Origin of the sequence: Mucilaginibacter sp. MD40 (assembly GCF_002288635.1) — a bacterium.
Taxonomy (GTDB): domain Bacteria; phylum Bacteroidota; class Bacteroidia; order Sphingobacteriales; family Sphingobacteriaceae; genus Mucilaginibacter.
In genome coordinates this window covers 1-24626 of the sequence record NZ_NRSW01000001.1, presented here as the reverse complement: position 1 = coordinate 24626, position 24626 = coordinate 1, and the positions used below count along the sequence as shown (strand labels likewise).

Here is a 24626-nt window from a genome sequence, read left to right as displayed (position 1 = left end):
AACCCTCTCCTTTGGAGAGGGCAGGGTGAGGCTTTCATTCACAATAACGCGTTTTACAACTGTTATCATCATTTTGCAATAATGATAACGGTAACAGGCTGATGGGGCGTTTTTTTGTACATTTGCATCCAAATTATCATGGCAAAAAAAGGAGTTTTACTGGTAAACTTAGGTACACCGGATAGTCCGTCGACAGCGGATGTACGTAAATATCTTGATGAGTTTTTAATGGACCCGAGGGTTATTGATGTTAACCCGGTTTTACGCACCTTTTTGGTAAAAACCATCATTGTGCCTTTCAGGGCGCCAAAATCGGCCAAGCTTTACCAGGCTATCTGGGATAAAGAAACCGGATCGCCTTTACTGCATTACAGCTTGCAGCAACAAAAAATGCTGCAGGAACGTTTGGGCGACGAGTACGTGGTAGAACTTGCCATGCGCTACCAAAGCCCATCTATTGATGATGCCCTGGCCCGTTTAAAGCAGGCGCTCATAGGCGATATACTGGTAATACCGCTGTTCCCGCAATATGCCTCGGCCAGTACAGGCTCTGTGCATGAAAAAATTATGCGTTTGGTGAAAGACTGGCAAACCGTACCCGAGATCAAGTTCATCAACTCGTTCCATAACGACGACCTGATGATCGAGACCTTTGCCGATAATGGGCGCAAGCACAACCCGGATAGTTATGACCATATCCTGTTCAGCTTCCACGGCTTGCCACAGCGGCAGCTGAAGAAATGCGACCACACGGGCAATTACTGTTTAAAGGTAAACGGATGCTGCGAAACGCTTAATGATACCAACAAATTGTGCTACTCGGCACAATCACATGATACGGCAAGGCTCATTGCCGAAAAAATGAACCTGCCCCGCGAAAAATATACCGTTTGTTTCCAGTCGCGCCTGGGCAGTGACCCATGGGTACAGCCTTACACCAGCGAAGTGATAGAACACCTGGCTAAAGAAGGTAAAAAGCGTTTACTGGTATTTTGCCCGGCCTTTGTGAGCGATTGCCTTGAAACCGTTTTTGAGGTAACAAATGAATACGGCGACGAGTTTAAAGCCCTCGGCGGCGAACACGTACAACTGGTAGAAAGCCTCAACGATAACCCTAAATGGATTGACGCGCTGGAACGCATGGTGCGAGGAAATTAAGAGTCAAGAATCAAGACCCAAGAATCAAGAGTTAAGAAACAAGAGTCAAGAACCAAGAGCCAAGAAATAGGATAGCGCGGGTTGGCCTCACGCTGCCCTCTCCGGGGGAGAGGGTTCAATAATGTTATTCTTATAAAGTCCTCTCCTTTGGAGAGGATTTAGGTGAGGCTGAGAAAATTTAGGTGAGGCTTTCACTCACAATTTTCGCTGATAACAAACACAGCGGTATACCGCCACCCGGATGCACGCTGCCCCCCGCGAAATAAAGTCCTTTTACTTTTGAAGAACTGTTGGCATGACGCAAAAAGGCCGCGAAGCGGTTATTGGAGCTGGTGCCGTAGATAGAACCTTTGTATGACGAGGTTCGGCTCTCGATACTGCGCGGGTCGAGCACGCTTTCGCATTCAATTAAGCTGCCTATATCGGTGTTCAGCAATCGGGATAATTTAGCAATGATATTGGCGCGGGCCTCGGCTATCAGTTGGTCCCAATCCTGCCCGTTATTTGCCGGAACGTTGATCATCACGAACCAATTTTCGCAACCTTCAGGAGCATCTTTTTCGTTTAATTTAGAGCTGATGTTCACATAAACCGTAGGGTCGTGGTAAATGGTTTGCTGTTGCCACAGGTGCTGAAACTCGGCCTGGTAATCGGCACTAAAGAATATATTATGCAGATCGAGCTGCGGGAATTGCTTTTTAACGCCCCAATAAAATATCAGTGCCGAACTGCTGCGTTCCTGGTTCAGCGTTTTTTGCGGATGCAGCGCCGGATGTTTCTCCAGCAGCTTTTTATAGGTAAACCAGATATCCATGTTAGATACCACCACATCGGCTATGACGTTGTTGCCATTGGTCCGTATCCCCTTCGCTATGCCATTGATCACTACCACTTCGCTAACCGGACTGTTATAGTTGAATTTTACACCCAGGCTTTCTGCAAGTTCAACCAGCTTTTGTGTAATGGCATACATGCCACCTTCAGGAAACCATGCGCCAAAATGGTGTTCGAGGTGCGGGATCACATTTAATGTAGCGGGTGCTTCGTACGGGTTCGACCCATTGTAAGTAGCATAGCGGTCAAAAAACTGCACTACCCTTTCATCACTAAAGGCTTTGGCATTGGCCTGGTGCATGGTGCGCATGGCATCAATACGCGGCAGTCGAAACACCGACCTCACAGTGTCCCAACGCAGGTAAGTTTGCAGGCGGTGTAGTGAGCGTTCCAGGAAAACATGGTTGGTAATATCGTAAATATCGCGGCTGCCGGCCAGGTGCTTCACTACCTTTTGTCCCGGTTCGCCGGTTTTATCTTCTATCTCCCGGGCGAACCGTGCAGTATCGGCATAGGCGCTCAGTTGGGTGCCATCCTCATAAAAGTAGTTACATACCACATCCAGCTTTTGGTAGTTGAAATACTCCCGCGGGTTTTTGCCTGCGAGGGTAAACAACTCATCCACATATTGCGGCATGGTGAACAGGCTTGGCCCGGCATCAAAGCGGTAACCGTTTTGGGTAAATTCCGACAGCTTACCTCCCGGATAACTGTTAGCCTCAAAAACTTCAACACTATAACCTTTTAACGCTAACCGGATGGCCGTGGCGATACCTGCTACACCGGCACCTACAATAACAGCTTTTTGTGGAGGCATGACGCAAATATAGAACAAGCGTGAAAGAGTTGGATAATGAATGCGGAATATTGGTTATTGATGGATGAAAATGTACGCAGTTAGCCGTTAATCTTCAAATGTTTATGTACCAAAGTGTACCGTTTATAGTTTCCAAAAGCGTTCCGCTCGGAACGCAAGGCTGATTTTACATTTGGCAGATAATGAGCGCTTTATTGATTGTATAAACTAAACACTGACAAATATTTGTCAGTTTTAAGTAACTGATAAATAAGGCGTTCCGCTTGTTCCATGAGTGCTATATATTATAAACGGAACGCGGTACATAGTGTATTTAATAGAATTATTGCTACAAAAAAAAGCGCCCCATAAATACTCCAACCGGGTACTTACGGGGCGCTACAGATAGCTTACCATCAGGCGTGTACGCCCTCTGCAATTTCTTCTATCATTTTTTTATTGAAGGCAGGCAGATCATCCGGGGTACGGCTGGTTACCAAACCATTATCGGTTACCACTTCTTCATCCACCCAGTCGGCACCGGCATTTTTAAGGTCGGTTTGCAGGGAAGGGTAAGAGGTGATGCGGCGGCCTTGCAGCATGCCGGTTTCGATGAGTAATTGCGGGCCGTGGCAAATGGCTGCCAGCGGTTTACCTTCGTCCAAAAACGCAGAGGCAAAGGCTACCGCGTCCTTATTCTGGCGCAGCTTGTCGGGGTTAAGTACGCCGCCGGGTAGCATTAATGCGTCGTAGTCGTCCGGGCTGGCACTGCTCAACTCTTTATCAACGTCGATCTCTATGCCCCAGTCGGTTTTGTCCCAGGCTTTAATTTTTCCGCTTTTCGGCGAGATGATATGCACGGTTGCACCCGCGGCTTCCAATGCTTCTTTTGGGCTGGTTAATTCCACCTGCTCAAATCCTTCTTCGGTAAGTATCGCTACTTTTTTATTGCTTAAATCAGCCATAATAATATGTTTTTAATAGGTTATGTACTATTAACTACAAGTGAATAATTTTATGGTTTTATGAAAGTTGAGATTAGCTGACGATCGTCCATAACTAAAAAGGGATAACCAACAGGCTATCCCTTTCTATTTAAATATGAAGGCCTAATTTCTAACCTTCAATCACTAATCACTAAACAGCAACACCCTGGCCTATCAAATGCTTTGATGCCAGGTATTCAGCAATTTGCACCGCGTTGGTAGCAGCACCTTTGCGCAGGTTATCTGATACGATCCAGCAATTCAGGGTATTGGGCTGTGTTTCATCACGGCGAAGGCGGCCTACAAATACTTCATCTTTATCATGCGCGTCAAGCGGCATTGGGTATTTTAAGTTGGCAATATCATCTACCACTACAACGCCAGGCGCGTTGGCTAATACTTCGCGTACTTCGCTCAAGTCGTACTCGTGCGCAAACTCTATGTTTACAGATTCTGAGTGACCACCCATCACCGGGATACGTACCGTAGTAGCGGTAACTGCGATGCTATCGTCGCCCATAATCTTTTTGGTTTCCAGGATCATTTTCATCTCCTCTTTGGTGTAGCCGTTTTCGGTAAATACATCTATCTGAGGGATAACGTTAAGATCGATCGTGTAAGGGTAAACCTTTGGACCATCAATGCCTTTACGCTCGTTGAACAGCTGGTCAACAGCCTTAACACCGGTACCGGTTACCGATTGGTAAGTGGATACCACCACGCGTTTGATTTTATACCTGTCATGCAATGGTTTTAAAGCCACTACCATTTGTATTGTTGAGCAATTCGGGTTAGCGATGATCTTATCTTCGGCAGTTAAAACATCGGCATTTACCTCGGGTACTACCAGCTTTTTGGTTGGTTCCATGCGCCATGCGGATGAATTATCAATAACGGTAATACCCGCATTGGCAAATAAAGGAGCCTGCTCCAATGAAGTGCTACCGCCGGCGCTAAAAATAGCAACATCCGGCTTCTGCTTAATCGCATCCTCGGCAGAAACAATCTTATATTGCTTACCCTTAAAAGTGATCTCTTTACCAATACTTTTAGCGGATGCAACGGGAATTAATTCTGTAACGGGGAAGTTGCGTTCATCAAGAACCTGCAACATTTTAGTGCCTACCAGGCCGGTAGCACCAACTACTGCGACTTTCATTGTTTGTTTACGTATAAATTGTTAATCAAATTTTTCAAATATGCGGTTTTTTTTGCGAACCCGCTAATAAATGTCTACCTGATTAGTATAATATTATCTATTTCTGATATAATCTTATCAAATCCTTTTGTAAAGCTATAATTACAATAACTGTGGCCATTGTAGCATTTAGCCTTTAACTGCAATTTCCTACATTTGCGCTCAAACTGAGTTTGCATGACCGAAAAGATATTCGTGATTGGCGCCAACGGCCAAATTGGCACCGAACTGGTAGCTGCCTTAAGAAAAATTCATGGTGCTGAAAATGTAATCGCATCAGATATCAATAGCCCTAATTACGCCCTGCGTAATACCGGCCCATTTGAATATGCGAACGTGCTGGACAAAGACAATCTGCATCATCTGTTTGATAAGCATCGCCCTACACAAGTATACTTACTGGCCGCTATTCTATCAGCCGTAGGCGAACAAAAACCCAAAATGGCCTGGGATTTAAATATGACCGGCCTTTTGCACGTGCTTGATTTTGCGGTTGAATTTAAAGTGCAAAAGGTATTTTGGCCAAGTTCTATCGCTGTATTCGGCCCGCATTCGCCGCAGCACAATACACCGCAATATTGTGTGATGGACCCCAACACGGTTTACGGGTTTAGTAAACTCGCTGGCGAGCGCTGGTGCGAGTACTACTTTAGCAAGTACGGTTTAGATGTGCGCAGTCTGCGTTACCCCGGTCTTATCGGCTGGCGTGCAAACCCAGGCGGTGGTACTACCGATTATGCGGTGCATATCTTCCACGAAGCTTTAAAGCATCAAAAATATCAGGGCTTTTTATCGGCACAAACGGCTTTGCCAATGATGTATATGGATGACGCCATCCGCGCTACATTAACTTTAATGGATGCGCCTGCGGAGAACATTACTATTCGCTCCAGCTACAATCTCGCTGGCGTTAGTTTTACACCGGAGCAGTTAGCGGCAGAAATAAAGAAGCTGATGCCAGAGTTTGAAATGAGCTATGCCGAGAACGACCCGCGCCAGGCTATTGCCGATAGTTGGCCAAAATCAATAGACGATACCCAGGCGCAGCAGGATTGGGGTTGGCAATTGGAGTACGATCTTCCAAAGATCACGGAAGATATGCTGACAAACCTGAAAACCATTATCTAAAAAACAAGTATATTCGCAAATCTATGGTCTGTGAACCATAGACTATGGACAATATCACATGGGAAGAGCATTCGAATTCCGAAAAGAGAGAAAATTTAAGCGCTGGGCCAAAATGGCAGTGCAGTTTACCCGTTTGGGTAAGGAGATAGTAATGGCTGTTAAAGCAGGTGGGGGCGATCCAAACACTAACTCGCGCCTCCGTACCGCGGTGCAAAATGCTAAGGCGGTTAATATGCCTAAGGATAGGGTTGAGGCTGCTATTAAGCGTGCATCAAGCCGTGACGAAAAAGATTACGATGAGTTGGTATATGAAGGTTACGCTCAACATGGTGTAGCTATCTTGGTAGAAACCGCTACCGATAACACCAACCGTACTGTTGCCAACGTGCGCAGCTATTTTACAAAATACGGTGGTACGTTAGGAAAGACCGGTTCACTGGATTTCGTATTTGCACGTAAATCAGTTTTCAGGTTTGACCCGGGAGAGCGAGATTTGGAAGAGTTGGAATTTGAACTGATCGATGCCGGTTTGGAAGACCTTTTTGTGGAGGCTGATGAGGAAGGAAACGACGTTGCCGTTATCCATACCGCTTTTGAAGACTTCGGCAAAATGCAGAAGACTTTAGAGGAAATGGGCATCGAAGTAAAATCTGCCAAACTGGAGCGTATCCCGCTTTCAACAACAGCCGTTACCGAAGAACAAGCTGCCGATGTACTAAAGATCGTTGACCGTTTAGAGGACGACGACGACGTACAGGCGGTTTACCATAACATGGCGGAGTAAGAAAAAAAACTTGTCATTGCGAGGAACGTAGTGACGTGGCAATCTCATAGAATATTCAAATCTGGTGAGATTGCCGCGCTAACACTCGCAATGACACAAATACATACATCATGCCATTACTATCAACACGCAAGCAGGAGAAAAAGGTTAAAGTAACCTTTGCCAATGGTTTACTTTTTGTGGAGAAAGAAGATGGTAAGCAACAAGCTTTCCCGCTGGAGTGGTTCCCAAAGCTTTTAAATGCTACCGATGAGGAGCGTGCCGATTGGAGCCAAACCGACAAAGGCATCCGGTTTAATCAGTTGGACACTGAAGTGTCTTTGTAGAGAATCAAGGCGACAAGAGGCAAGAATCAAGATAAATAAGAAAGAATGTCCTGACTCTTGATTCTTGTCTCTTATATCTGAGTAAACATGACTTTCGAAGAGTTTTTTAGAAAGAAGAAGATAGACCTGGTGGCGCTGCAAACGGCACAGCCCGGCCTGTTCTCTGAATTTAAAGAACACTATGAAGCAATGGGCGAAAAGAGTTTCGACCATACCAAAAAATACTGGTTCAATAAATTGCGTCTGCAATACCACCTTGCCCCTGAAGTTAAGGAGGAAAAGGTGGTAATGGAAAATCGCCTTGCCGAACAAACTATTGTTGAGTCACTCACCGAACCGGCTGCAACCAATGTGGGTTTTAAACCGCGATTTAAAGCGGGAGCCACAACTGCTAAGCCTACTGAAACTGAACCAGAGCCGGTTGTTAAAGCAGAGGAGCCTAAAGAAACTGCTGCATCATCAGATACCGAAACATCGGCCGCGCCAAAACCTGCCGGGTTTAAGCCGCGCTTTAATGCCAAAGCCATGGCTCCGAAAGCAGAAGAGCCTGTAGCGGAAGATAAGCCAACAACGGAAGTACCTGCTGAAACCACAGCTGCACCAAAACCTGCCGGATTTAAGCCAAGATTTAATGCGGCAAAAATGGCTCCTAAGAAAGACGAGCCTGTTGATGAAGAGAAACCTGTAGAAGAAAATTTAACACAAATAGAAACATCGGCAGAAACTCCAACTGCATCAAAACCAGCCGGTTTTAAGCCAAGGTTCAATGCGGCTAAGACGGTTCCGAAAAAAGGAGAGCCTGTTGCTGAAGAAATACATGTTGAGGAAGGCCCTGCTGCAACCGCCGGTCCTGTTGCGCAGAAAGCAGAAGATAATAAAGCCAAAGAGCAGGAAGCTAAACCTGCTGCTGAGGATTCACCTAAATTAGGCTTTAAACCGCGATTTAACCCGAAAACTACTAAACCTCAACCACCAAAAACTGAGGAATAACTATGAATACCGAAGAACTTTTTAACCAGGACAGAGGAAACAGCGAGAAAAAAGAGCAAAAGCAAAGTCCGCTGGTAAGTTTAGAGCGCGACCTTAAATTCTTTAATGATTCGATAAAAGAAGTTGCCGTTGATATTATGGTAGAAGGGTTATCTGCTACGCCGATATTTGTTGCCCACCAGCACGAAGTTAAACTGGGCGAAGTAATACTTGACCGTAACGAACTGAATACCGAATGGAGCATACATGCATCTACTATTGAGGAATTTGTAGACCGGGGTATCATTAAACCGGAGCTAAAGGAGCGTTTTATGAGCAGCTACAAAAACCCAAACGAGTTTATGTGCCTGTTTGTGATAGTTCCTGAGGGTGCTAACTTTGTTTATTATCCTTACCTGAAAAGTTAAAGCATTGAGAAGGAAAATTCAAGATATTGCTCCTTCCTTACTTGATCATTTTATTGAGATCGAGAGATATAATTTACAGGATAAATCTGAAGTCTTAAAACAAAGTAGACAAACACTCGGGCGTTATTACGATTATTTAGGCAGACTGCATGATTGCTGGATAATAGAAAATACACTTGTAGAACAGAACTTTGTTTTGCGCCTAAATGACATCACAACACATATTTTTGCGGATGCGTTGATTTCTAAAAAGAATTTGAAAGTAAACGAAGATGATCTAGTCTTTCGTGTAAATGTAGATTTTCAGGTTTCCAATTTGACTTTTAACACAGTTGACGAAGATGGCTCTATTAATGAAATAAAGCCTTTAGTGCTGGATGAGTATTTGGATGAAGAGATAATTTCGGTCACAGATAAATTGATTAAAATTGGCATAGTAGCGTGGGTCAAAAGTCAAAGAAGAAAACCTGGGCATTATGTATTAGTGTTATTTGATGCAAAAAAGGTTACTGTTGACGAATATCAGGACCAAGATTGGGAAAGGATTTTTAACAACAACTATGACAGATATTACAATAAATTTAAAGCTGAACTTTTAAATGGAAAATTTCTATCGGACCAGTCTGTTTGCGAAAAATTTATAGATGAAATAGATGAAACTATCGGTTAGTCATCATTAACCTTATATTTGTTTATAATTACTAACACCATGCCAGACAGAAAGATCCTCATACTAAACAGCCAGCAGATACAGCAAAAAATAGATCGTATTGCCTACCAGGTGCTAGAGGATAATTTTGATGAAGAAGAGGTGATCATTGCCGGTATACTCCCGCGTGGTAACCATGTAGCCGAACGTTTAAAATCCGTATTGGATAAAATCGCGCCTTTTAAAACCCAATTGCTTAGCATTGAGCTGGATAAGCAAAGCAGTCAGTTGCATGCCAGTACCAACTTCAAAGTAGAAGACTGCGCTAATAAAGTGATCATTTTGGTAGATGATGTGCTGAACAGTGGTAAAACCCTTGCTTACGGTTTCGGTATATTTTTAGATGTGCCGTTGAAGAAATTGCGCACCGTGGTATTGATAGATCGTAATCACAAAAACTTCCCGGTAACAACAGATTATGCCGGCGTTGCCCTCTCAACGGTTATCAAACAACACATTGATGTGGTAATTAACGTCGAAGGTGAAGAGGACGCGGTTTATTTAATGTAATACCGGCTACTTATTCGTGGCCAGCAAATACATAATATTTTCCGGAGTTAAGTCGGCAAAGCTTTCCGCTACAATAGAAGCCTTGCTGTAGTGTGGTTCGCGTTCGGCGAGTTTGGTTTCTATAAATTCAACCAGTTCCTGTCCTTTTTTACCCTGTAATACCGGCCTGGGTGTTTTGGCGTTCTCTAAACGGGAGGCGAGCATTTTAGGTGTTAGTTTCATGTAAACGGTTTGGCCGTTAGCATTCATCCAATCCATATTATCGAAAAAGCAGGGCAAACCGCCACCGGTTGATACTACCGCGTTTTGTGGATAGGGTGTTTCTTTGAGTATTTTTGATTCTTGCTGGCGAAAAGCGTCCTCTCCATTTTTAGAAAAGTATTCGGCAATGCTCATGCCTGCCTTTTCTTCAAACCGGTGGTCCAGGTCTACAAATTCATAGCCTAACGCGTTCGATAATTTACGGCCCATTGTGGTTTTGCCGCAACCCATAAATCCAACTAAAAATATCAAGCTCATTGTTTACCAAAGTAATCCTTAACCAGCTTATCATAAGCAGGTAAAGTATGATAATGCCATTTATTTACTACTGTGCCATTCTTTAACAGGATAATACCGGGGTTAGCCCTTACCATTGTTTTAAGCGGCACGCCATCAGCATAGAACAATTCGCTTACTAATTTATGGTCTTTGGCAAATTCCTGTGCCTGTTCCGGCGGATTGGAAGTAAGGAAAACAACACGTGTGTTAAAATTCTGTATCAGATTAGCGGCTAAAGCGTTGCTCTCGTGTATGGCATTGATATCAGTCTTAGACAGGTCATAGGCCACAATAACCAGGCTATAGAAAGGACTGTTTAATAGTTCTTTATTATAGTTATTTCCTTGCGCATCCTGTATATTCAGGTCGCGTATCTTGGGCTCAAAGCCTTTTTTTACCAGTCTGCTTTCCGGGTTGCCCTGTACTTCCCAGTTGGTATCTTTCCAGATTCCACTGTTGAGGTATTCCTTATCACTTATTTTTTTGGTGGCTTTGGTCTGTTTGTTACTGAGTGTGTACATGATCTCATACTCATCAGGCTTGGCGCCGGGCGGCGTTTGCATTTCCTGCCAGATGTTGGCGCCAACTTTATAGGGTAAAAAATCAATTACGGGTAAAAAACTATACGTATACCATCCAAAACCTATCGAAATCAGGGTAGCGGTAATAATGGCTTTGTCCCCATTTTTAGCGGTGAACAGTGGTTTTATGTTTGTACGATTGCGGAACAGCACCAACACCAGTAGCAAAAGCACCATGTCTTTCCCGAAAGATTGCCATGGTGTTAATGGTATGGCATCGCCAAAGCACCCGCAGGTTTGAACAACCTTAAAAAAGGCAGAATAAAAGGTAAGAAAGCCAAAGAAGATGATGAGCAGCAACAAGCCCCAAACCACTTTAACGGCTCGCGCGCCGATAAGCAACGCGAAACCCAGTATCATTTCCAGGGAGCATAATATAATGGCCATAATCAAGGCCAGGCCATTTAAAAAGGTGATGTGAAATACCTCAAAGTATTCTTCGAGTTTATAGGAAAAGCCCAGTGGGTCATTCGCTTTTATCAATCCGGAGAAGATAAAAAGCAAACCAACAGCAATTCTGCAAAACCAAATCAATCCATTTTTCATTTTACCCCTAATTTTATCAACGCGAAAACTGCATAGTTAAGCATATCCTGGTAGTTAGCTTTAACACCTTCCGATGCCAGCGTTTGCCCCTGGTTGTCTTCTATCTGCTTTACACGCAGCAGCTTCATCAGTATCAAATCAGTAAGTGAACTGATGCGCATATCGCGCCATGCTTCACCGTAATCGTGGTTTTTGGCAAACATCAGGTCGCGGGTTTCCTGTACCTTACTGTCAAATATCATCTCCACTTCATCAGGGTTAAGCTCCAAAGGCGTTTCTGGTCCGCAGTCCAGTTGCATCATGGCTATTACGCAATAATTTACAATGCCAATGTATTCACCTGTAATATCGTCGCCAACTTTTGAAACCTGTTTCTCTTCAAGTGTACGAATACGCTGTGCCTTAATAAATATCTGATCGGTAATAGATTGTAAACGTAAAATGCGCCAGGCGGTGCCGTAATCGCGTGTTTTTTTGATAAAAAGACTGCGGCAAACATTGATAACGGCGTCAAATTCTTGTGCGGTATTATTCACGATGTTGTTGTAAGTTGGAATGTTGTAAGGCTGATGTTGTAAGTTGTAATGTTTAAACGTTGTAAAGTTGTGTATTAAAGTAGCAAGTCTTATTAAAGTAAATAACTTTACAACATTTTAACGGTTAAAATTCCAACAAAAGCAACGTGGATAAAGATACATTTTTTCGGAAAAAGACGACCATAAATGCGGGTGGCAAATTGATTGATGTGACCTTGCCGAAGGTGATGGGGATCATTAACACTACACCTGATTCTTTTTTTGCCGATAGCCGCAAAACAGAGGTTGATGCCATTTTGCAACAGGCCGGAAAGATGCTAAGTGAAGGCGCTGACTTTTTAGATATTGGCGCTTATTCGTCCAGACCGGGGGCTGCAGATATATCTGCACAGGAAGAAACCGACAGATTACTGCCGGCGGTTGAAGCTATCGTTAAAACATATCCGGAAGCAGTTATTTCAATAGATACCTTCAGGGCTAAAGTAGCTGAAACAGCGATTAAGGCTGGGGCGCATATTATCAATGACATTAGCGGTGGAGGTTTGGACGGTGATATGTTTAGCACAGTTGCCCGTTTGCAGGTGCCTTATATTTTGATGCATATGAAAGGGAATCCTCAAAACATGCAGCAATTAGCCCAATATGACGATGTGTTTGGCGAGGTGTACGATTACTTTGTTAAAAAGATATACGCGCTTAAGCAATTAGGTGTGCATGATGTAATTATTGACCCAGGTTTTGGTTTTGCGAAAAAGCCGGAACATAGCTATGCGTTAATGAATAGGATGCAGGAGCTTGAACGATTGCAATTGCCGATATTAACAGGTATATCCCGCAAGAAAATGATCTATGGTTTATTAGGCACTACGGCTGCCGAAGCATTGAACGGAACAATAGCGCTTAATACCATTGCCCTGATGAAAGGCGCCAACATATTACGTGTGCACGATGTGAAGGCGGCTGTTGAAGCTATTACTATATTTAAGGCCACAACGTTAAGCTACAATTCATAAATAGGTGACTATGAAAAGGAGTTTTATTTCAGTTATACTGATTGTAAGTGTTGTTGCTTTTAATAAAGCCGGCGCGCAAAGTGTAGCGATAGTAAAAAACGAATATATTTTTAACGACGCGCCTTTTAAAGCATGCCACGCATCTACCCTAATTAAACTCGGACCTAACCGTTTATTAGCGGCCTGGTTTGGCGGAACGCAGGAAAGTAACCCGGATGTATGCATATGGACTGCCGAAAACGATGGAACAAAATGGTCATCACCCACCAAAGTGGCTGATGGCATACAGCCGGATGGTAAAAGGTACGCCTGCTGGAACCCCGTTTTATTTAAAGCAGCGAACGGTGTGCTTTACCTGCATTATAAAATAGGCCCAAACCCGCGCGAATGGTGGGCAATGTACAAAACATCTAAAGATGATGGCAAAACCTGGTCGGCGGCTGTGGCGTTGCCGAAAGGTTTCTTAGGCCCTATCAAAAATAAGCCGTTGCAATTAGCCAACGGAGATATCCTGTACCCGTCAAGCACTGAAAGCTTAGACGAAAAGACCTGGCAAATACATTTGGAAAGATCTGACTCGGCATTAAAGAAATGGGAAAAGATCAACATTAATTGCGATACCTTTCAGTTGATACAGCCGTCCATTTTAAGGTATTCTAAACAAAGGCTGCAATTGTTGTCGCGCAGCAAGCAGAATGTTACTGTACAAAATTGGTCTACCGATAACGGGAAGACCTGGAACAAAGCTACAGCCACGCAACTGCCCAACCCAAATTCCGGGAGCGATGCGGTTACCATAAACGGGTATCAATTGCTGGTATATAATCCCCTTACCGCCGGTAAAAACTGGTGGGAGGGGCGCTCGGTTCTAAAACTGGCTGTTACTAAAGACGGCGAACACTGGAAAGACCTCTACACCTTTGAACAACATGACAAAGGCGAATATAGCTATCCGGCCATTATTGCCGACAAAGCAGGCAATGTTTATGTTACCTACACGCACGACAGAAGCCGTATAAAATTTGTACAGCTGAAGTTTTCCAGGTAGTTATTTCATACGCACATATAGCCAGCTTGGGCCATCGGCTACTGATGTGCCTATGATCAGGCTATCAGACTTTATGCGATAAACATCTGAATAATCTGGATTAATGAATTTTATTAATCCATATTTTGCGCTGTTGTCACTACCTATCTGGTTAGTGGAAAATTTGCCCTGCGCTTTTAATTGGTTTGCTTCGTATTTGGTGTAAGTACTGTCAGCGGTAAAAACATATCTGTTTCCATTTCCGGGCGGATACGTTACAGGTACTGTCCATCCTGACATGGCGGTTCTGAGTTCCCATGATCCTGTGAAACCATTTGCAGGAACCTGCACTTTATCCTTGTGGCAGGCGGTAAATAACGCGGCGACTACTAATGCGGCAATCAGCTTTTTCATTTGTAAAGTTTAGTTTAATAACCTTACGCAGCTGGTGCTGAAAACGCTACAAGTATTTTAGTTTTTGCTTACGCTGGTGGTAAGTTCAAGGATGGAGTCAACGTATTCGCGGTTGTTGGCCAAACGTGGTACTTTGTGCTGACCACCTATTTTACCGCGTGTTTTCATCCAGTTAAAAAAGGTGTTTTGTTGTACCGGGCGTACCAAAGGCCGGCGAAGCGCCATGTCTTTAAATCGTTTCGCGTCGTAGTCAGAATTTACTTTACGGAGTGTTTCGTCCAGCAGGTCTACAAAGCGCTCAAACTCGGCGGGTGGTTTCTCAAACTCTATCAACCATTCATGAGCGCCGCAACTATTGTCGCTAAAATAAACGGGGGCTGCAGTATAGTCGCGTATAATGGCGCCGGTTTGGCTGCACGCTTCGGCAAGGGCGCGTTCGGCATTATCAATGATCAGTTCTTCGCCAAAGGCGTTAATGAAATGCTTGGTACGGCCGGTGATCTGTATTCGGAAAGGCGAGAGCGAAGTAAATTTAATGGTGTCGCCTATCATATATCGCCATAAGCCGGCATTGGTACTAATAATGAGCGCGTAATTTTTATTCAATTGCACCTCGTCAAGTGTAAGTGTCTGAGGGTTCTCGTCATGCAGGTTCTCTAAGGGTAAAAACTCGTAAAAGATCCCATAGTCGAGCATCAAGAGCATATCGCCCGGTTCCTCCAGATCCTGTATGCCAAAGAAACCTTCAGAGGCATTATAGGTTTCCAGGTAATACATGTCATCCTTGGGTATCAGTTTCCTGAACTGTTCGCGATAGGGGGTAAAGTTAACCGCACCATGAAAATACAATTCGAGATTGGGCCACACTTCCAGTAAATTGTTTTTGCCGGTGATCTCTAAAATACGCTTGAACAGCAGAATGTTCCAGGTAGGTACGCCGCTGATGCTGGTTACATTTACATCTTTGGTGGCGTAGGCCATCTTCTCTATTTTTTCTTCGAAATTTTCCAGAAGGGCTATATCCAGATGGGGGGTACGGTAAAACTCGGCCCATAATGGCAGGTTTTTCATAATAACGGCTGACAGGTCACCAAAAAAAGTATCGGCATTTAGCTGCCCTACCTGGTGGCTACCACCAAGCGTTAAGCTTTTACCTGTAAAAATGCGCGCGTTGGGGCGATTGTTGAAGTAAAGGGTAAGCATATCTTTACCGCCTTTAAAATGGCACTCTTCGAGTGATTCTTCACTTACCGGGATAAACTTGCTGCGATCATTTGTGGTGCCTGATGACTTGGCAAACCAGCGAATTTCTGATGGCCATAGTACATTTTGTTCGCCTTTGAGCATACGCTCTATATAAGGCTTAAGGCTATCATATGTTTGGAGCGGAACGCGCTCTTTAAACTGGGCAAGATTCTCTATGCTTTTGTAACCATACTTTTTTCCCCACTCCGTGCTTTCAGCACCGGCAACCAGTTGTTCAAACCATTCTTCCTGTACCTCGTTGGGGTACTTCATAAAAAGCTCTATCTGGTGGATACGCTTTTTCATGAACCAGGTAAAAACGGAGTTAAAAATGGTCATAATTTATGGTTAGAGGATCATGGTTTATGGATGATAGTTCATAGTAGCTGCTTTTGTCGCCATGAGTCATGATCTATTGACTGTCAACTATCAAATATAGATGTTACTGCGGAAAAACTTTTCTTTTCAGCACAAAGTTGGCACCGAGGTAAACCTTACGCACCATTTCATTTTCGGCCAGTATCTCGGGCACGCCCGATTCCAGAATTTTTCCTTCAAATAAAAGGTAGGCTCTATCCGTAATAGATAGTGTTTCCTGCACATTATGGTCAGTAATGAGGATGCCTATATTGCGATGCTTTAACTTAGCTACCATGCTTTGTATCTCCTCAACCGCTATGGGGTCAACCCCGGCAAAGGGCTCATCCAGTAAAATAAAGTTGGGTTCTGCTGCAAGTGCCCGCGCAATCTCGGTACGACGGCGCTCACCACCCGATAGCAGGTCGCCGCGGTTTTTACGAACCTTATGTAAACTGAACTCATCTATTAACTCTTCCAGTTTATCGCGTTGTTTTTCCTTACTCATGACTCCCATTTCCAGCACAGCCTTGATGTTATCCTCTACAGAAAGCTTGCGGAAAACCGATGCTTCCTGCGCCAGGTAGCCAATACCTTTTTGCGCTCGACGGTACATAGGGTCGGTAGTGATCTCTTCATCATCCAGGAATATTTTGCCCTCGTTGGGTTTTATCAAACCAACGATCATATAAAAAGAGGTGGTTTTACCTGCTCCATTCGGCCCGAGTAAACCTACGATCTCACCCTGCGATACATCAAATGTAACGTCATTAACAACGGTACGCTGCTTATATTTTTTTATTAAATGGTCGGCTCTGAGGATCATTTTAATTCAAAATTCAAAAGTAAAAATTCAAAAAAAGTACATGTATGATACGCTGGTCACCAATCACTATTAACTACTCACCATTCACCAACCTAATTCCTTTTATGTTCAACTGTACGGTGCGCTGTTCGCGCCATACATTTTCTTCAATGGTGTAACAAATATCAAAAGGCACGCCGTTCTTTAGTTGAGGCAATAAATCGCCCTGGTTAAAAGCTATACAACTAAAGCTTGCCGAACCGGGCTGCATTACAAACATTTTTAAGTGTTTGCCACCCACCAGGCCTGCTACGCCGCTAACATACACATTTTTGGTTAGGAACACCGGGGCCATGTTTTCGGGCCCGAAGGGAGCAAGCTGGTTAAGTACCCGGAAAAACTTAGAGTCGATATCAGCAAGTGCTATTTCCACGTCTATGCTGATCTGCTGTATCAGCAATTCATCGGGTATGGTAGTGCTCACCACTTCTTCAAACTTATCGGCAAAGGCCTGTATGTTTTCGCGCTGCATGGTAAGCCCGGCCGCATATTTATGCCCACCAAACTGTATGAGTAGATCGCTGCAGCCGCACAAAGCCTCATAAAGATCGTACCCTAATACCGAACGGGCCGAACCGGCAATATGCCCGTTTGATTGGGTGAGAACCACCGTTGGGCGATAATATTTTTCAGTAAGGCGAGATGCCACTATGCCGATAACACCCTTATGCCAGTTCTCGTTAAAAACCACGGTTGATTTGCGGCCCACGAGCACCGAGTCATTATCAATCATGCTCAGCGCTTCGTCGGTTATTTGCTGGTCGTGCCCTTTGCGTTCGAAATTGTGCAGGTTAATCCTGTCGCCTTTTTCGCGAGCGTCCTCCTCGTGGCAGGCTATCAACAATTCCACCGCGTGTTTGGCATCATCAATTCTGCCGGCAGCATTAATGCGGGGGCCGAGGGTAAACACTACATCGGCAATAGTATAGTCACATTTTTTACCGGCAATATCCATCAGGGTTTTTACCCCCATGCATGGCGAAGCATTTATTTTTTGCAGGCCCAGGTGCGCCAGTACGCGGTTTTCGCCGGTAATATGTACAATATCGCAAGCTATGCTAATGGCCACCAGGTCCAGGTATTCGGCAGTTTCTTCAAAAGGAATATCATGTATCTGGGCATATGCCTGTATCAGTTTAAAACCAATACCACAGCCTGAAAGCTCCTTGTAAGGATAGCTGCACTGCGGGCGTTTGGGGTCTAAAATGGCTATTGCTGCAGGGAGTTCATCGCCCGGCAGGTGATGGTCGCAAATAATAAAATCTACACCCAGTGTATTCGCATAAGCGATCTTATCAACAGATTTAATACCACAATCTAAAGCGATAATTAGACTGAAACCGTTTGCCGCGGCATAATCTATACCCTGTGTGGATATGCCGTAACCCTCTTTATAGCGGTCGGGTATGTAGTACTCTATCTGGCTGTAACGTTTGCTGAAAAAGCTGTACACCAATGCAACGGCGGTAGTGCCGTCAACGTCATAATCTCCGTAAATTAAGATCTTTTGGTTTTTGGCAATGGCGTCATCTATGCGATCAATGGCCTTCTCCATATCTGCCATCAGGAATGGGTCATGCAGGTGTAGTTCGCTGGGGCGGAAGAAATAGCGGGCTTCCTCAAAACTGGTAATCCCACGTTGTACAAGGATGTTAGCGAGTACGGGGCTAATGTTAAGTTCGGCAGAAAGTTTACTTACTATTTCTCTGTCAGCCTCGTCTTTTAACACCCATCGCTTGTCCATATTTATCAATCGCTTTAAAAGAAGTAAAGATAACTAATGGTGGATAAACGACGATACGGACGCAAAATTTTGTTGATATGACTTTTAAGATTTATAAGAACAGCATTTCATTTACTTATCAGGAAATTCAAACAACTAAAAATCTAAAAAAATAATTCCTGAGATATAATAATATACTATGTTTGTAAAACATACCAATTAGTATGTTTAATTGTGATGTCGAAAGCAGCAGAAACCCGGCAGATGATCCTACAGCGATCCTTTGAGCTGATATACCAGAAAGGATACCAGGCAACGAGCATTGATAATATCCTGGCGACAACACAAGTTACCAAAGGTGCTTTCTTTTACCATTTTAAAAATAAGGATGAGATGGGACTGGCGCTTATTAACGAGGTGTTATATCCAGGGATGTATGCTACTATGGTTAAACCTTTGTTGGATTCGCACGACCCGGTGAACGAGATATATGCTATGATGCGGAACCTGCTGATTAAAATACCCTTTCTGCGTGCTAAATATGGCTGCCCGGCGATCAACCTTATAGAGGAGATGTCGCCGCTGAATGAGAGTTTCCGTAAGGCTTTGGTCCGGTTGACTAATGAGTGGCAGGATGCTATTGCTGACAATATTGAGCAAGGTAAAGTAAAAGGCGATATCAGGTCAAATGTAAATTCTAAGCACACGGCCTGCTTTATTGTAGCCGGCTATAGCGGCATCCGTAACATGGGCAAGGCCATGGGTTCCGGCTGTTATACCGTTTATTTGCAAGAGTTAAAAAACTACCTGCAGCAACTGAAATAAATTTTTTTAATCAATAACATACTGATTGGTATGTTGAAAAATGTAATATGTTTGATTTTCTACTTTTTCTTCATTCCCTAATGCGATGGGCGGTACTCATTACCTTACTAACATCTATCCGGTTTGCTTATACCGGGTACAGCAAACGCCGCACATTCGGTAAAACAGACAACACCTGGCGGCACTGGACGGCAACCGTGTCTCATATGCAGTTGATCATTGGCATGTTGGTATACACGCAAAGCTCAACGGCAAAGTTTAACTTTAGGCAGATCAGTTTTTTGGGGCACATTAAGCCCGAATTCTTTTTCGGAGTAGTGCACCTACTCATGATGCTGATCGCCATTGTGCTCGTCACCATCGGCTCAGCCGTGGCGAAACGCAAACCAAATGATCACGAAAAGTTTAAGACCATGCTAATTTGGTTTAGCCTCGCGTTGTTCATTATCCTGCTGGCTATTCCATGGCCGTTTTCGCCGTTGGCTCAACGCTCTTATCTGCACACATTGTAACAACACCTTAATATGATATCGCTATTATCTACAAACATTGGCCGCTTGCGCATTATCGCCTTCCTTGAAGGTATTTCCTTACTATTATTGATCTTCATAGCTGTGCCTCTCAAATACTTTGGCCATAATCCTGCCATGGTTAAAGCTATGGGCCCGGTACACGGTGTGCTGTTCCTGCTTTTTATTTACAATACCATTAGTGTAGGCATAGAGCAGCGCTGGCCACGCAGCGTTATATATAAAGTCTTGGTGGCCTGTGTCATTCCATTCGGGACGTTTTATGTGGATAGAAAGGTATTGAGAAAGGAAAAAAGTCTCGCACCACCTCTCGTCGAAAAAGAGGGGCTTTAAGATGTTTTCTAATGCAGGTAAACAAAGTATTCCCCGGTGGAGGGGAATCTAGAGGGCAATTAACGCCCGTTTAAGGTTTGGTATTTGGTTCCGTTTGCCGGGTCGGCTGTCGAAAGGATATTCATGGCATTTAGCCTATCTTGTTGCGATGCGGCACTGAAAATGGAAACAAACTCGGAATTTTTGGCCGTAAAAAATGCCAGGGGAAAGTAGGAGCCCAGGCGTTTGCGATCTACCTGTGATAATACCGGTAATATGCTGCTGATGTATTTACGGGCCTTGTTGGGGTTGTCGGTCATTATATCCAGGCCGTTTCGGTGATAGTTATAAATAAACTCGCGCAGGTTATCGTATATCTTATTGTTCAAGTTCTCAATAAGCCAGTACCGGTTAACGTTGGTGTCAAAACCTTTCCATCCCTTGTATGAAGATGTTTGCGCATTGATCATTACCGTTTGTGCATTAAGGAAATACGGAGTGCCGCCATATTTAGCGAACGAATCATAATCCATCCCCACAATAACGTACGCGTAAAAAGCCATTATCGAACTCAGGTTACTCTGAAAGTTTTGGTCGCTGTAATCAATGGTTTGCCCATCGGTATAAGTGAAATCAATATCACGGTCATTAATGTTGAGCAGTGTAGTAGTATAAGTTGAGTTATACACCGGCCTGGACGATTGTACCTGGAGTTCGCCGCTAAAGGTGCTGCTGCCATCCCAACTGGTTATATTCAATACAAAATTGCAATCTATACGTTCATTTGGTGCTATATCGTCAGCGCTCCATTTGCGGCCATTCAGAAAATCCTTCATGGCCGTTTCAAGCGTTTGCAGGATGCGCTTGTTAGTGATCTGTATTTTGGGTGCTACCACTTTTACCCTCGCATTAAGGTCCTGCGCCTGGGCGCTTAAGCAGGTAAGCAATAAAAGAGTGGCGACGATTATGTTCTTCATTTTACATCAATTCAACCAATTTGGCGCATATATCACGTGCTACCTCTGTTTTGTTTTTAAGGCCGAAATGGGTTTTATTAAGTTGGCTGTCTATCAAAGTTACCTTATTGGTATCGCTTTTAAAACCGGCACCACTGTCGTTTAATGAATTTAGTACTATCAGGTCAAGATTTTTCTTTTTCAGTTTCTCAATGGCGTGCTCTTCTTCGTTATTGGTTTCAAGCGCGAAGCCTACTAATACCTGGTTATTACGCTTTTGCTTGCCAAGGGTTTTGAGAATATCCGTAGTTTTCTTTAATTCAATGGAGAACTGCTCTTCCGTCTTTTTTATTTTTTGCTCTGCAACGTGTGCAGGCGTATAATCTGCCACGGCTGCGCACATTACACATGCGTCGGACTGGTTGAAGTGTTGGAGACAAGCCTCAAGCATTTCAGCGGCGCTGGTAATATCTATACGTTTAATATTATGGTATTTACTTTTTTGCGCTGTAGGGCCAGCAACCAATGTAACTGAGGCGCCTAATGAAGCAAGCTCGTCGGCAATGGCAAAGCCCATTTTGCCTGATGAATGGTTGCCAATAAAACGCACAGGGTCTATCGCCTCATAGGTAGGACCTGCGGTAACCATTACGCGTTTGTTTACAAGAGGAAGCTTTTTCCTGATATCATCCGCCAGGAAATTAACTATTTCTTCAGGCTCGGCCATACGGCCCTCGCCGTGCAGGCCACTGGCCAGTTCGCCACTACCCGGCGGAATTAATATATTACCAAAGCTTTGCAACTGGCTAATATTATCGCGGGTGGCATTGTGTTTCCACATATCCAGGTCCATCGCAGGTGCAAAATACACCTGGCATTTAGCAGATAAGTAAACGGCTGTTAAAAGGTTATCAACCAATCCACCGGCCATTTTAGCCATGGTATTGGCACTCGCCGGGGCAATAACCATTATATCTGCCCATAGGCCAAGCTCAACATGATTATTCCATTCGCCGGTTTCGGCTTTAAAATACTCATGATAAACCGGGTTCTTTGATAAGGTAGAAAGGGTAAGCGGCGTAATAAAGTTAGTACTATCGGATGTCATTACCACCTGTACATTGGCTCCTGCTTTAACCAGTAGCCTTACCAACGTGGCCGACTTATACGCGGCAATACTTCCGCAAACGCCTAACAAAATCTTTTTGCCTTCTAACATCGTTTAAAGTAAAAAATAAAAAGTCAAAATTCAAAAGAAGGGAAACCTTACACTTTTGAATTTTGACTTTTAACTTTTGAATTAGCCGAGGGGCTTATAATTCTTTAGCTTCTTTGGCCGGGTTACGGTAGTAGATCTTGTTATCTAAAAATTCCTGTACTGCTACCAGGGTAGGTTTAGGCATTTTTTCGTAATGTTTAGATATCTCTATCTGTTCGCGGTTTTCAAACACCTCTTCCAGGTTATCGTTTGATGAAGCAAACTCAGATAGTTTCTGGTGTAACTCCTCTTTAATGTTATTTGAAATCTGGTTGGCACGTTTAGCCATGATCACTAATGATTCGTAGATGTTCTCTGTTTTCACATCCAGTTCACGAAGATCGCGTGTTACAGTACTGCTTGCTACAGCCGGTTTATTTGTGTTATTAGTACTCATATCTTTTATATTATATATGTGTTATATCTATTGAGGTATTTTTTGGTTACTTCTATCCTTTATTGATGGTGGCTGCGCTGTGTTGGTGCTATCTTTTTTTGCCAGTTTCTCAGCCAGCTTCTGGTCTGTTTCAGCCTCGGCTATTACACGTCTTGCACGCTCAATGCCGTAGCGGCTGTCCTTGATGTATTCGTTAGCGCTTTTCAGGAATTTACTATTAGGATACTTATCTACAAACTGGTCGGCATAAGTTATCGCCTGTTCATAGCGCTCCTGTTGTTTCCTTTCAAGGCTTATGCGCGCGTATTTATATTGTGCCTCAATAGTAAGGTATTCCAGTTCTTCGGCATATTTAGTATCAGGGTAATCACGAAGCGTGTTATTAAATGCAATAACAGCCGATTGATAGTCGCCTATAGTTAAATATAGTTTAGCGTTGGCATATGCCTTTTGTTCAAGTTTGTCGCGCAGGTTTTGTATCAGTTTACTTGCCTCTGTTACACGGTCACTTTTCGGGTAAAGGTTAATAAACAATTGCAAGGCTTCAATAGCCTTATCAGTGTTTTCCTGGTCAAGCGAATAAATAGGCGAGTCCAGATAAAAGCAATAAGCAGCTATAAACCTGCATTCCTCGGCACGCGGGCTTGATGGGTAAGTGTCTGCAAAATTTTTAAAATGGAACCTTGCCGAAGTGTAATCCTTAAGCCTGTAATTGGTATAGGCGTAGTAATAGAATAAGTCCTCCGCAGATTCACGCCCTCTGTAGCGTGGTGCAAGGTCTTCAAATAACCCTAATGCTTTATTATAGTCTTTCTTATTATAGTACTTTATCGCCTCCTGGTATTTTTTAGTATTGTCGTTACTTGCTTTCAGCCTGTCGTACTGGCTTTTGCAGCCAGCCATCACCATGCCGAAGACAATAACACCTGGTAAAACTATACGGGTTAGTTTTTTAAACATTTTGCAAAGATAAGTTATTAGTACAGAACGGTCAATTATTTATTTAGGCTACTAATATAGCTGACTTAACAGGTACTGCATGTATATTTATAAGGCATTTAACATCTTTTAACGTTACTGTAGCTATTATATGTTTAGATCAAATTGATTTGACCGATAAATTGTAGTATATATAGATGCCGTCGTTGCTATCCGTGTAAGTGTCGTTATCATATAAATATATAGCGTTTCCCCTCTGTTTATCGGGGTCGCGCTATCCGCTCATATGCCTGCAGGCCTTACACACCGGCCGGTATCCGCTGCTATCGCTAACGCGTTTCCATGTATTGAGTAATGGTATATATATTATCACCTTATCTTATAAGCTGAGTCTTATTATATATAATGCTCTCTTTGAGCTTTATTTACTACCCCCTCTTTGTGCAGGATCGAGGGGGCAGGGGGTGAGTAAAATTTTTCCTGTTCACTATCAGTGTGTTAAACGCACACTAACACTAAAACTGCTAAATTGTTTGCAAAATTAAAAACCTTACGTACCTTTGCAGCCCGCAAACGAGATAGCGGGTCGTTCTCTGAAAAGAAAAAACAAACTTTAAAAATAAAAAAAATAAAGTTTGCAGATAAACAAAAAGCTGCTACCTTTGCAGCCCGCTTCACGGAGAGTTAAGCGGTTGTTTTTTGAAGGAGTGGTGAAGGTGGTTAAGTAGTAAGAAAG

General features: G+C 43.5%; 27 protein-coding genes. 13 read left to right on the top strand and 14 right to left on the bottom strand.

Translation table 11 applies throughout. The annotated features are described in order from the left end of the window. The first annotated feature begins 138 nt into the window (after positions 1–138). Positions 139–1158, top strand: a complete 1020-nt coding sequence (gene hemH, locus CKK33_RS00135; RefSeq protein ID WP_095702154.1) for a ferrochelatase — start codon at positions 139–141, stop codon at positions 1156–1158. A 178-nt stretch (positions 1159–1336) separates the two neighbouring features. Here hemH and crtD read toward each other — a convergent pair whose 3' ends face one another. From crtD to CKK33_RS00120, 3 genes are all read right to left on the bottom strand, one after another. Beyond that, positions 1337–2809, bottom strand: coding sequence for a 1-hydroxycarotenoid 3,4-desaturase CrtD (gene crtD / locus CKK33_RS00130; RefSeq protein WP_095702153.1), 1473 nt, complete (start codon positions 2807–2809; stop codon positions 1337–1339). A gap of 395 nt (positions 2810–3204) precedes the next feature. After that, entirely contained in the window at positions 3205–3753 is a 549-nt protein-coding gene (locus tag CKK33_RS00125; protein ID WP_095702152.1) for a type 1 glutamine amidotransferase domain-containing protein, read from the bottom strand. Between the two features lie 172 nt (positions 3754–3925). Beyond that, positions 3926–4933: an aspartate-semialdehyde dehydrogenase gene (locus CKK33_RS00120; RefSeq protein ID WP_095702151.1), complete on the bottom strand. Its 1008-nt coding sequence runs from the start codon at positions 4931–4933 to the stop codon at positions 3926–3928. 216 nt (positions 4934–5149) lie between these two features. Here CKK33_RS00120 and CKK33_RS00115 point away from each other — a divergent pair, with 216 nt between their 5' ends. The 7 genes from CKK33_RS00115 to CKK33_RS00085 all read left to right on the top strand — a co-directional run bounded on the left by CKK33_RS00115 (position 5150) and on the right by CKK33_RS00085 (position 9826). Next, positions 5150–6100 (top strand): NAD-dependent epimerase/dehydratase family protein, encoded by a 951-nt coding sequence (locus tag CKK33_RS00115; protein ID WP_095702150.1) that lies wholly within the window; start codon positions 5150–5152, stop codon positions 6098–6100. A gap of 58 nt (positions 6101–6158) precedes the next feature. After that, the gene (locus CKK33_RS00110) at positions 6159–6884 is read left to right on the top strand and encodes a YebC/PmpR family DNA-binding transcriptional regulator (RefSeq protein ID WP_095702149.1); all 726 of its coding nucleotides are present in this window, start codon (positions 6159–6161) and stop codon (positions 6882–6884) included. A gap of 110 nt (positions 6885–6994) precedes the next feature. Next, positions 6995–7210 carry a DUF2442 domain-containing protein gene (locus CKK33_RS00105; RefSeq protein WP_095702148.1) on the top strand — a complete coding sequence of 72 codons (216 nt, stop codon included), beginning with the start codon at positions 6995–6997 and terminating at the stop codon, positions 7208–7210. Positions 7211–7297: 87 nt separating this feature from the next. Then, complete coding sequence (locus tag CKK33_RS00100; RefSeq protein WP_095702147.1) at positions 7298–8200, top strand: hypothetical protein; 903 nt, start codon at positions 7298–7300, stop codon at positions 8198–8200. A 2-nt stretch (positions 8201–8202) separates the two neighbouring features. Next, positions 8203–8607, top strand: coding sequence for a hypothetical protein (locus CKK33_RS00095; protein ID WP_095702146.1), 405 nt, complete (start codon positions 8203–8205; stop codon positions 8605–8607). A gap of 4 nt (positions 8608–8611) precedes the next feature. After that, a complete protein-coding gene (locus CKK33_RS00090) occupies positions 8612–9277 on the top strand; it encodes a hypothetical protein (RefSeq protein WP_095702145.1) in 666 nt (221 codons plus the stop codon). A 39-nt stretch (positions 9278–9316) separates the two neighbouring features. Next, positions 9317–9826, top strand: a complete 510-nt coding sequence (locus CKK33_RS00085) for a phosphoribosyltransferase family protein (RefSeq protein ID WP_095702144.1) — start codon at positions 9317–9319, stop codon at positions 9824–9826. 6 nt (positions 9827–9832) lie between these two features. On the opposite strand, the gene CKK33_RS00080 is transcribed toward CKK33_RS00085, so the two are convergent. From CKK33_RS00080 to CKK33_RS00070, 3 genes are read right to left on the bottom strand one after another with little or no spacing between them, the layout of a single operon-like run. Continuing rightward, positions 9833–10345, bottom strand: coding sequence for a shikimate kinase (locus CKK33_RS00080; RefSeq protein WP_095702143.1), 513 nt, complete (start codon positions 10343–10345; stop codon positions 9833–9835). Then, positions 10342–11493 (bottom strand): BT_3928 family protein, encoded by a 1152-nt coding sequence (locus tag CKK33_RS00075; protein WP_095702142.1) that lies wholly within the window; start codon positions 11491–11493, stop codon positions 10342–10344. Before CKK33_RS00075 ends, CKK33_RS00080 begins: the two co-directional genes overlap by 4 nt. Then, the gene (locus tag CKK33_RS00070; RefSeq protein WP_095702141.1) at positions 11490–12032 is read right to left on the bottom strand and encodes a DUF1599 domain-containing protein; all 543 of its coding nucleotides are present in this window, start codon (positions 12030–12032) and stop codon (positions 11490–11492) included. Before CKK33_RS00070 ends, CKK33_RS00075 begins: the two co-directional genes overlap by 4 nt. 143 nt (positions 12033–12175) lie before the next feature. Between CKK33_RS00070 and folP the strand changes: the two genes are divergently transcribed. After that, complete coding sequence (folP, locus tag CKK33_RS00065) at positions 12176–13042, top strand: dihydropteroate synthase (protein ID WP_095702140.1); 867 nt, start codon at positions 12176–12178, stop codon at positions 13040–13042. Positions 13043–13052: 10 nt separating this feature from the next. Then, positions 13053–14090, top strand: a complete 1038-nt coding sequence (locus CKK33_RS00060; RefSeq protein WP_095702139.1) for an exo-alpha-sialidase — start codon at positions 13053–13055, stop codon at positions 14088–14090. On the opposite strand, the gene CKK33_RS00055 is transcribed toward CKK33_RS00060, so the two are convergent. From CKK33_RS00055 to recJ, 4 genes are all read right to left on the bottom strand, one after another. Beyond that, positions 14091–14483, bottom strand: coding sequence for a hypothetical protein (locus CKK33_RS00055; RefSeq protein WP_095702138.1), 393 nt, complete (start codon positions 14481–14483; stop codon positions 14091–14093). A 57-nt stretch (positions 14484–14540) separates the two neighbouring features. Beyond that, positions 14541–16067 carry a GH3 auxin-responsive promoter family protein gene (locus tag CKK33_RS00050; protein WP_095702137.1) on the bottom strand — a complete coding sequence of 509 codons (1527 nt, stop codon included), beginning with the start codon at positions 16065–16067 and terminating at the stop codon, positions 14541–14543. Positions 16068–16170: 103 nt separating this feature from the next. Beyond that, positions 16171–16911: an LPS export ABC transporter ATP-binding protein gene (gene lptB / locus CKK33_RS00045; RefSeq protein WP_095702136.1), complete on the bottom strand. Its 741-nt coding sequence runs from the start codon at positions 16909–16911 to the stop codon at positions 16171–16173. A 73-nt stretch (positions 16912–16984) separates the two neighbouring features. After that, positions 16985–18694, bottom strand: coding sequence for a single-stranded-DNA-specific exonuclease RecJ (recJ, locus tag CKK33_RS00040; protein ID WP_095702135.1), 1710 nt, complete (start codon positions 18692–18694; stop codon positions 16985–16987). A 216-nt stretch (positions 18695–18910) separates the two neighbouring features. Between recJ and CKK33_RS00035 the strand changes: the two genes are divergently transcribed. From CKK33_RS00035 to CKK33_RS00025, 3 genes are all read left to right on the top strand, one after another. Continuing rightward, positions 18911–19498: a TetR/AcrR family transcriptional regulator gene (locus tag CKK33_RS00035; protein ID WP_095702134.1), complete on the top strand. Its 588-nt coding sequence runs from the start codon at positions 18911–18913 to the stop codon at positions 19496–19498. A gap of 80 nt (positions 19499–19578) precedes the next feature. Next, a complete protein-coding gene (locus tag CKK33_RS00030; RefSeq protein ID WP_233138111.1) occupies positions 19579–20010 on the top strand; it encodes a hypothetical protein in 432 nt (143 codons plus the stop codon). A gap of 12 nt (positions 20011–20022) precedes the next feature. Then, entirely contained in the window at positions 20023–20361 is a 339-nt protein-coding gene (locus CKK33_RS00025) for a DUF3817 domain-containing protein (RefSeq protein WP_095702132.1), read from the top strand. A gap of 59 nt (positions 20362–20420) precedes the next feature. On the opposite strand, the gene CKK33_RS00020 is transcribed toward CKK33_RS00025, so the two are convergent. The 4 genes from CKK33_RS00020 to CKK33_RS00005 form a co-directional block, all read right to left on the bottom strand. After that, positions 20421–21317: a DUF4835 family protein gene (locus CKK33_RS00020; protein ID WP_095702131.1), complete on the bottom strand. Its 897-nt coding sequence runs from the start codon at positions 21315–21317 to the stop codon at positions 20421–20423. Between the two features lies 1 nt (position 21318). Further along, positions 21319–22515, bottom strand: a complete 1197-nt coding sequence (gene coaBC / locus CKK33_RS00015; protein ID WP_095702130.1) for a bifunctional phosphopantothenoylcysteine decarboxylase/phosphopantothenate--cysteine ligase CoaBC — start codon at positions 22513–22515, stop codon at positions 21319–21321. A gap of 94 nt (positions 22516–22609) precedes the next feature. Continuing rightward, complete coding sequence (locus tag CKK33_RS00010) at positions 22610–22951, bottom strand: DNA-directed RNA polymerase subunit omega (protein ID WP_095702129.1); 342 nt, start codon at positions 22949–22951, stop codon at positions 22610–22612. 27 nt (positions 22952–22978) lie between these two features. After that, complete coding sequence (locus CKK33_RS00005; RefSeq protein ID WP_095702128.1) at positions 22979–23911, bottom strand: outer membrane protein assembly factor BamD; 933 nt, start codon at positions 23909–23911, stop codon at positions 22979–22981. Positions 23912–24626: the final 715 nt, after the last annotated feature.

Excerpts from the sequence above, each read along its gene's own strand:
- CKK33_RS00100 (WP_095702147.1), top strand. The coding sequence starts at position 7,298 with ATGACTTTCGAAGAGTTTTTTAGAAAGAAGAAGATAGACCTGGTGGCG.
- CKK33_RS00115 (WP_095702150.1), top strand. The coding sequence starts at position 5,150 with ATGACCGAAAAGATATTCGTGATTGGCGCCAACGGCCAAATTGGCACC.
- CKK33_RS00110 (WP_095702149.1), top strand. The coding sequence starts at position 6,159 with ATGGGAAGAGCATTCGAATTCCGAAAAGAGAGAAAATTTAAGCGCTGG.
- coaBC (WP_095702130.1), bottom strand. The coding sequence starts at position 22,515 with ATGTTAGAAGGCAAAAAGATTTTGTTAGGCGTTTGCGGAAGTATTGCC.
- lptB (WP_095702136.1), bottom strand. The coding sequence starts at position 16,911 with ATGATCCTCAGAGCCGACCATTTAATAAAAAAATATAAGCAGCGTACC.
- CKK33_RS00080 (WP_095702143.1), bottom strand. The coding sequence starts at position 10,345 with ATGAGCTTGATATTTTTAGTTGGATTTATGGGTTGCGGCAAAACCACA.
- CKK33_RS00095 (WP_095702146.1), top strand. The coding sequence starts at position 8,203 with ATGAATACCGAAGAACTTTTTAACCAGGACAGAGGAAACAGCGAGAAA.
- CKK33_RS00035 (WP_095702134.1), top strand. The coding sequence starts at position 18,911 with ATGTCGAAAGCAGCAGAAACCCGGCAGATGATCCTACAGCGATCCTTT.
- CKK33_RS00120 (WP_095702151.1), bottom strand. The coding sequence starts at position 4,933 with ATGAAAGTCGCAGTAGTTGGTGCTACCGGCCTGGTAGGCACTAAAATG.
- CKK33_RS00105 (WP_095702148.1), top strand. The coding sequence starts at position 6,995 with ATGCCATTACTATCAACACGCAAGCAGGAGAAAAAGGTTAAAGTAACC.
- CKK33_RS00030 (WP_233138111.1), top strand. The coding sequence starts at position 19,579 with ATGCGATGGGCGGTACTCATTACCTTACTAACATCTATCCGGTTTGCT.
- CKK33_RS00055 (WP_095702138.1), bottom strand. The coding sequence starts at position 14,483 with ATGAAAAAGCTGATTGCCGCATTAGTAGTCGCCGCGTTATTTACCGCC.
- CKK33_RS00010 (WP_095702129.1), bottom strand. The coding sequence starts at position 22,951 with ATGAGTACTAATAACACAAATAAACCGGCTGTAGCAAGCAGTACTGTA.
- CKK33_RS00050 (WP_095702137.1), bottom strand. The coding sequence starts at position 16,067 with ATGACCATTTTTAACTCCGTTTTTACCTGGTTCATGAAAAAGCGTATC.
- CKK33_RS00005 (WP_095702128.1), bottom strand. The coding sequence starts at position 23,911 with ATGTTTAAAAAACTAACCCGTATAGTTTTACCAGGTGTTATTGTCTTC.
- CKK33_RS00125 (WP_095702152.1), bottom strand. The coding sequence starts at position 3,753 with ATGGCTGATTTAAGCAATAAAAAAGTAGCGATACTTACCGAAGAAGGA.
- recJ (WP_095702135.1), bottom strand. The coding sequence starts at position 18,694 with ATGGACAAGCGATGGGTGTTAAAAGACGAGGCTGACAGAGAAATAGTA.
- CKK33_RS00060 (WP_095702139.1), top strand. The coding sequence starts at position 13,053 with ATGAAAAGGAGTTTTATTTCAGTTATACTGATTGTAAGTGTTGTTGCT.
- hemH (WP_095702154.1), top strand. The coding sequence starts at position 139 with ATGGCAAAAAAAGGAGTTTTACTGGTAAACTTAGGTACACCGGATAGT.
- CKK33_RS00025 (WP_095702132.1), top strand. The coding sequence starts at position 20,023 with ATGATATCGCTATTATCTACAAACATTGGCCGCTTGCGCATTATCGCC.
- CKK33_RS00020 (WP_095702131.1), bottom strand. The coding sequence starts at position 21,317 with ATGAAGAACATAATCGTCGCCACTCTTTTATTGCTTACCTGCTTAAGC.
- crtD (WP_095702153.1), bottom strand. The coding sequence starts at position 2,809 with ATGCCTCCACAAAAAGCTGTTATTGTAGGTGCCGGTGTAGCAGGTATC.
- CKK33_RS00085 (WP_095702144.1), top strand. The coding sequence starts at position 9,317 with ATGCCAGACAGAAAGATCCTCATACTAAACAGCCAGCAGATACAGCAA.
- CKK33_RS00075 (WP_095702142.1), bottom strand. The coding sequence starts at position 11,493 with ATGAAAAATGGATTGATTTGGTTTTGCAGAATTGCTGTTGGTTTGCTT.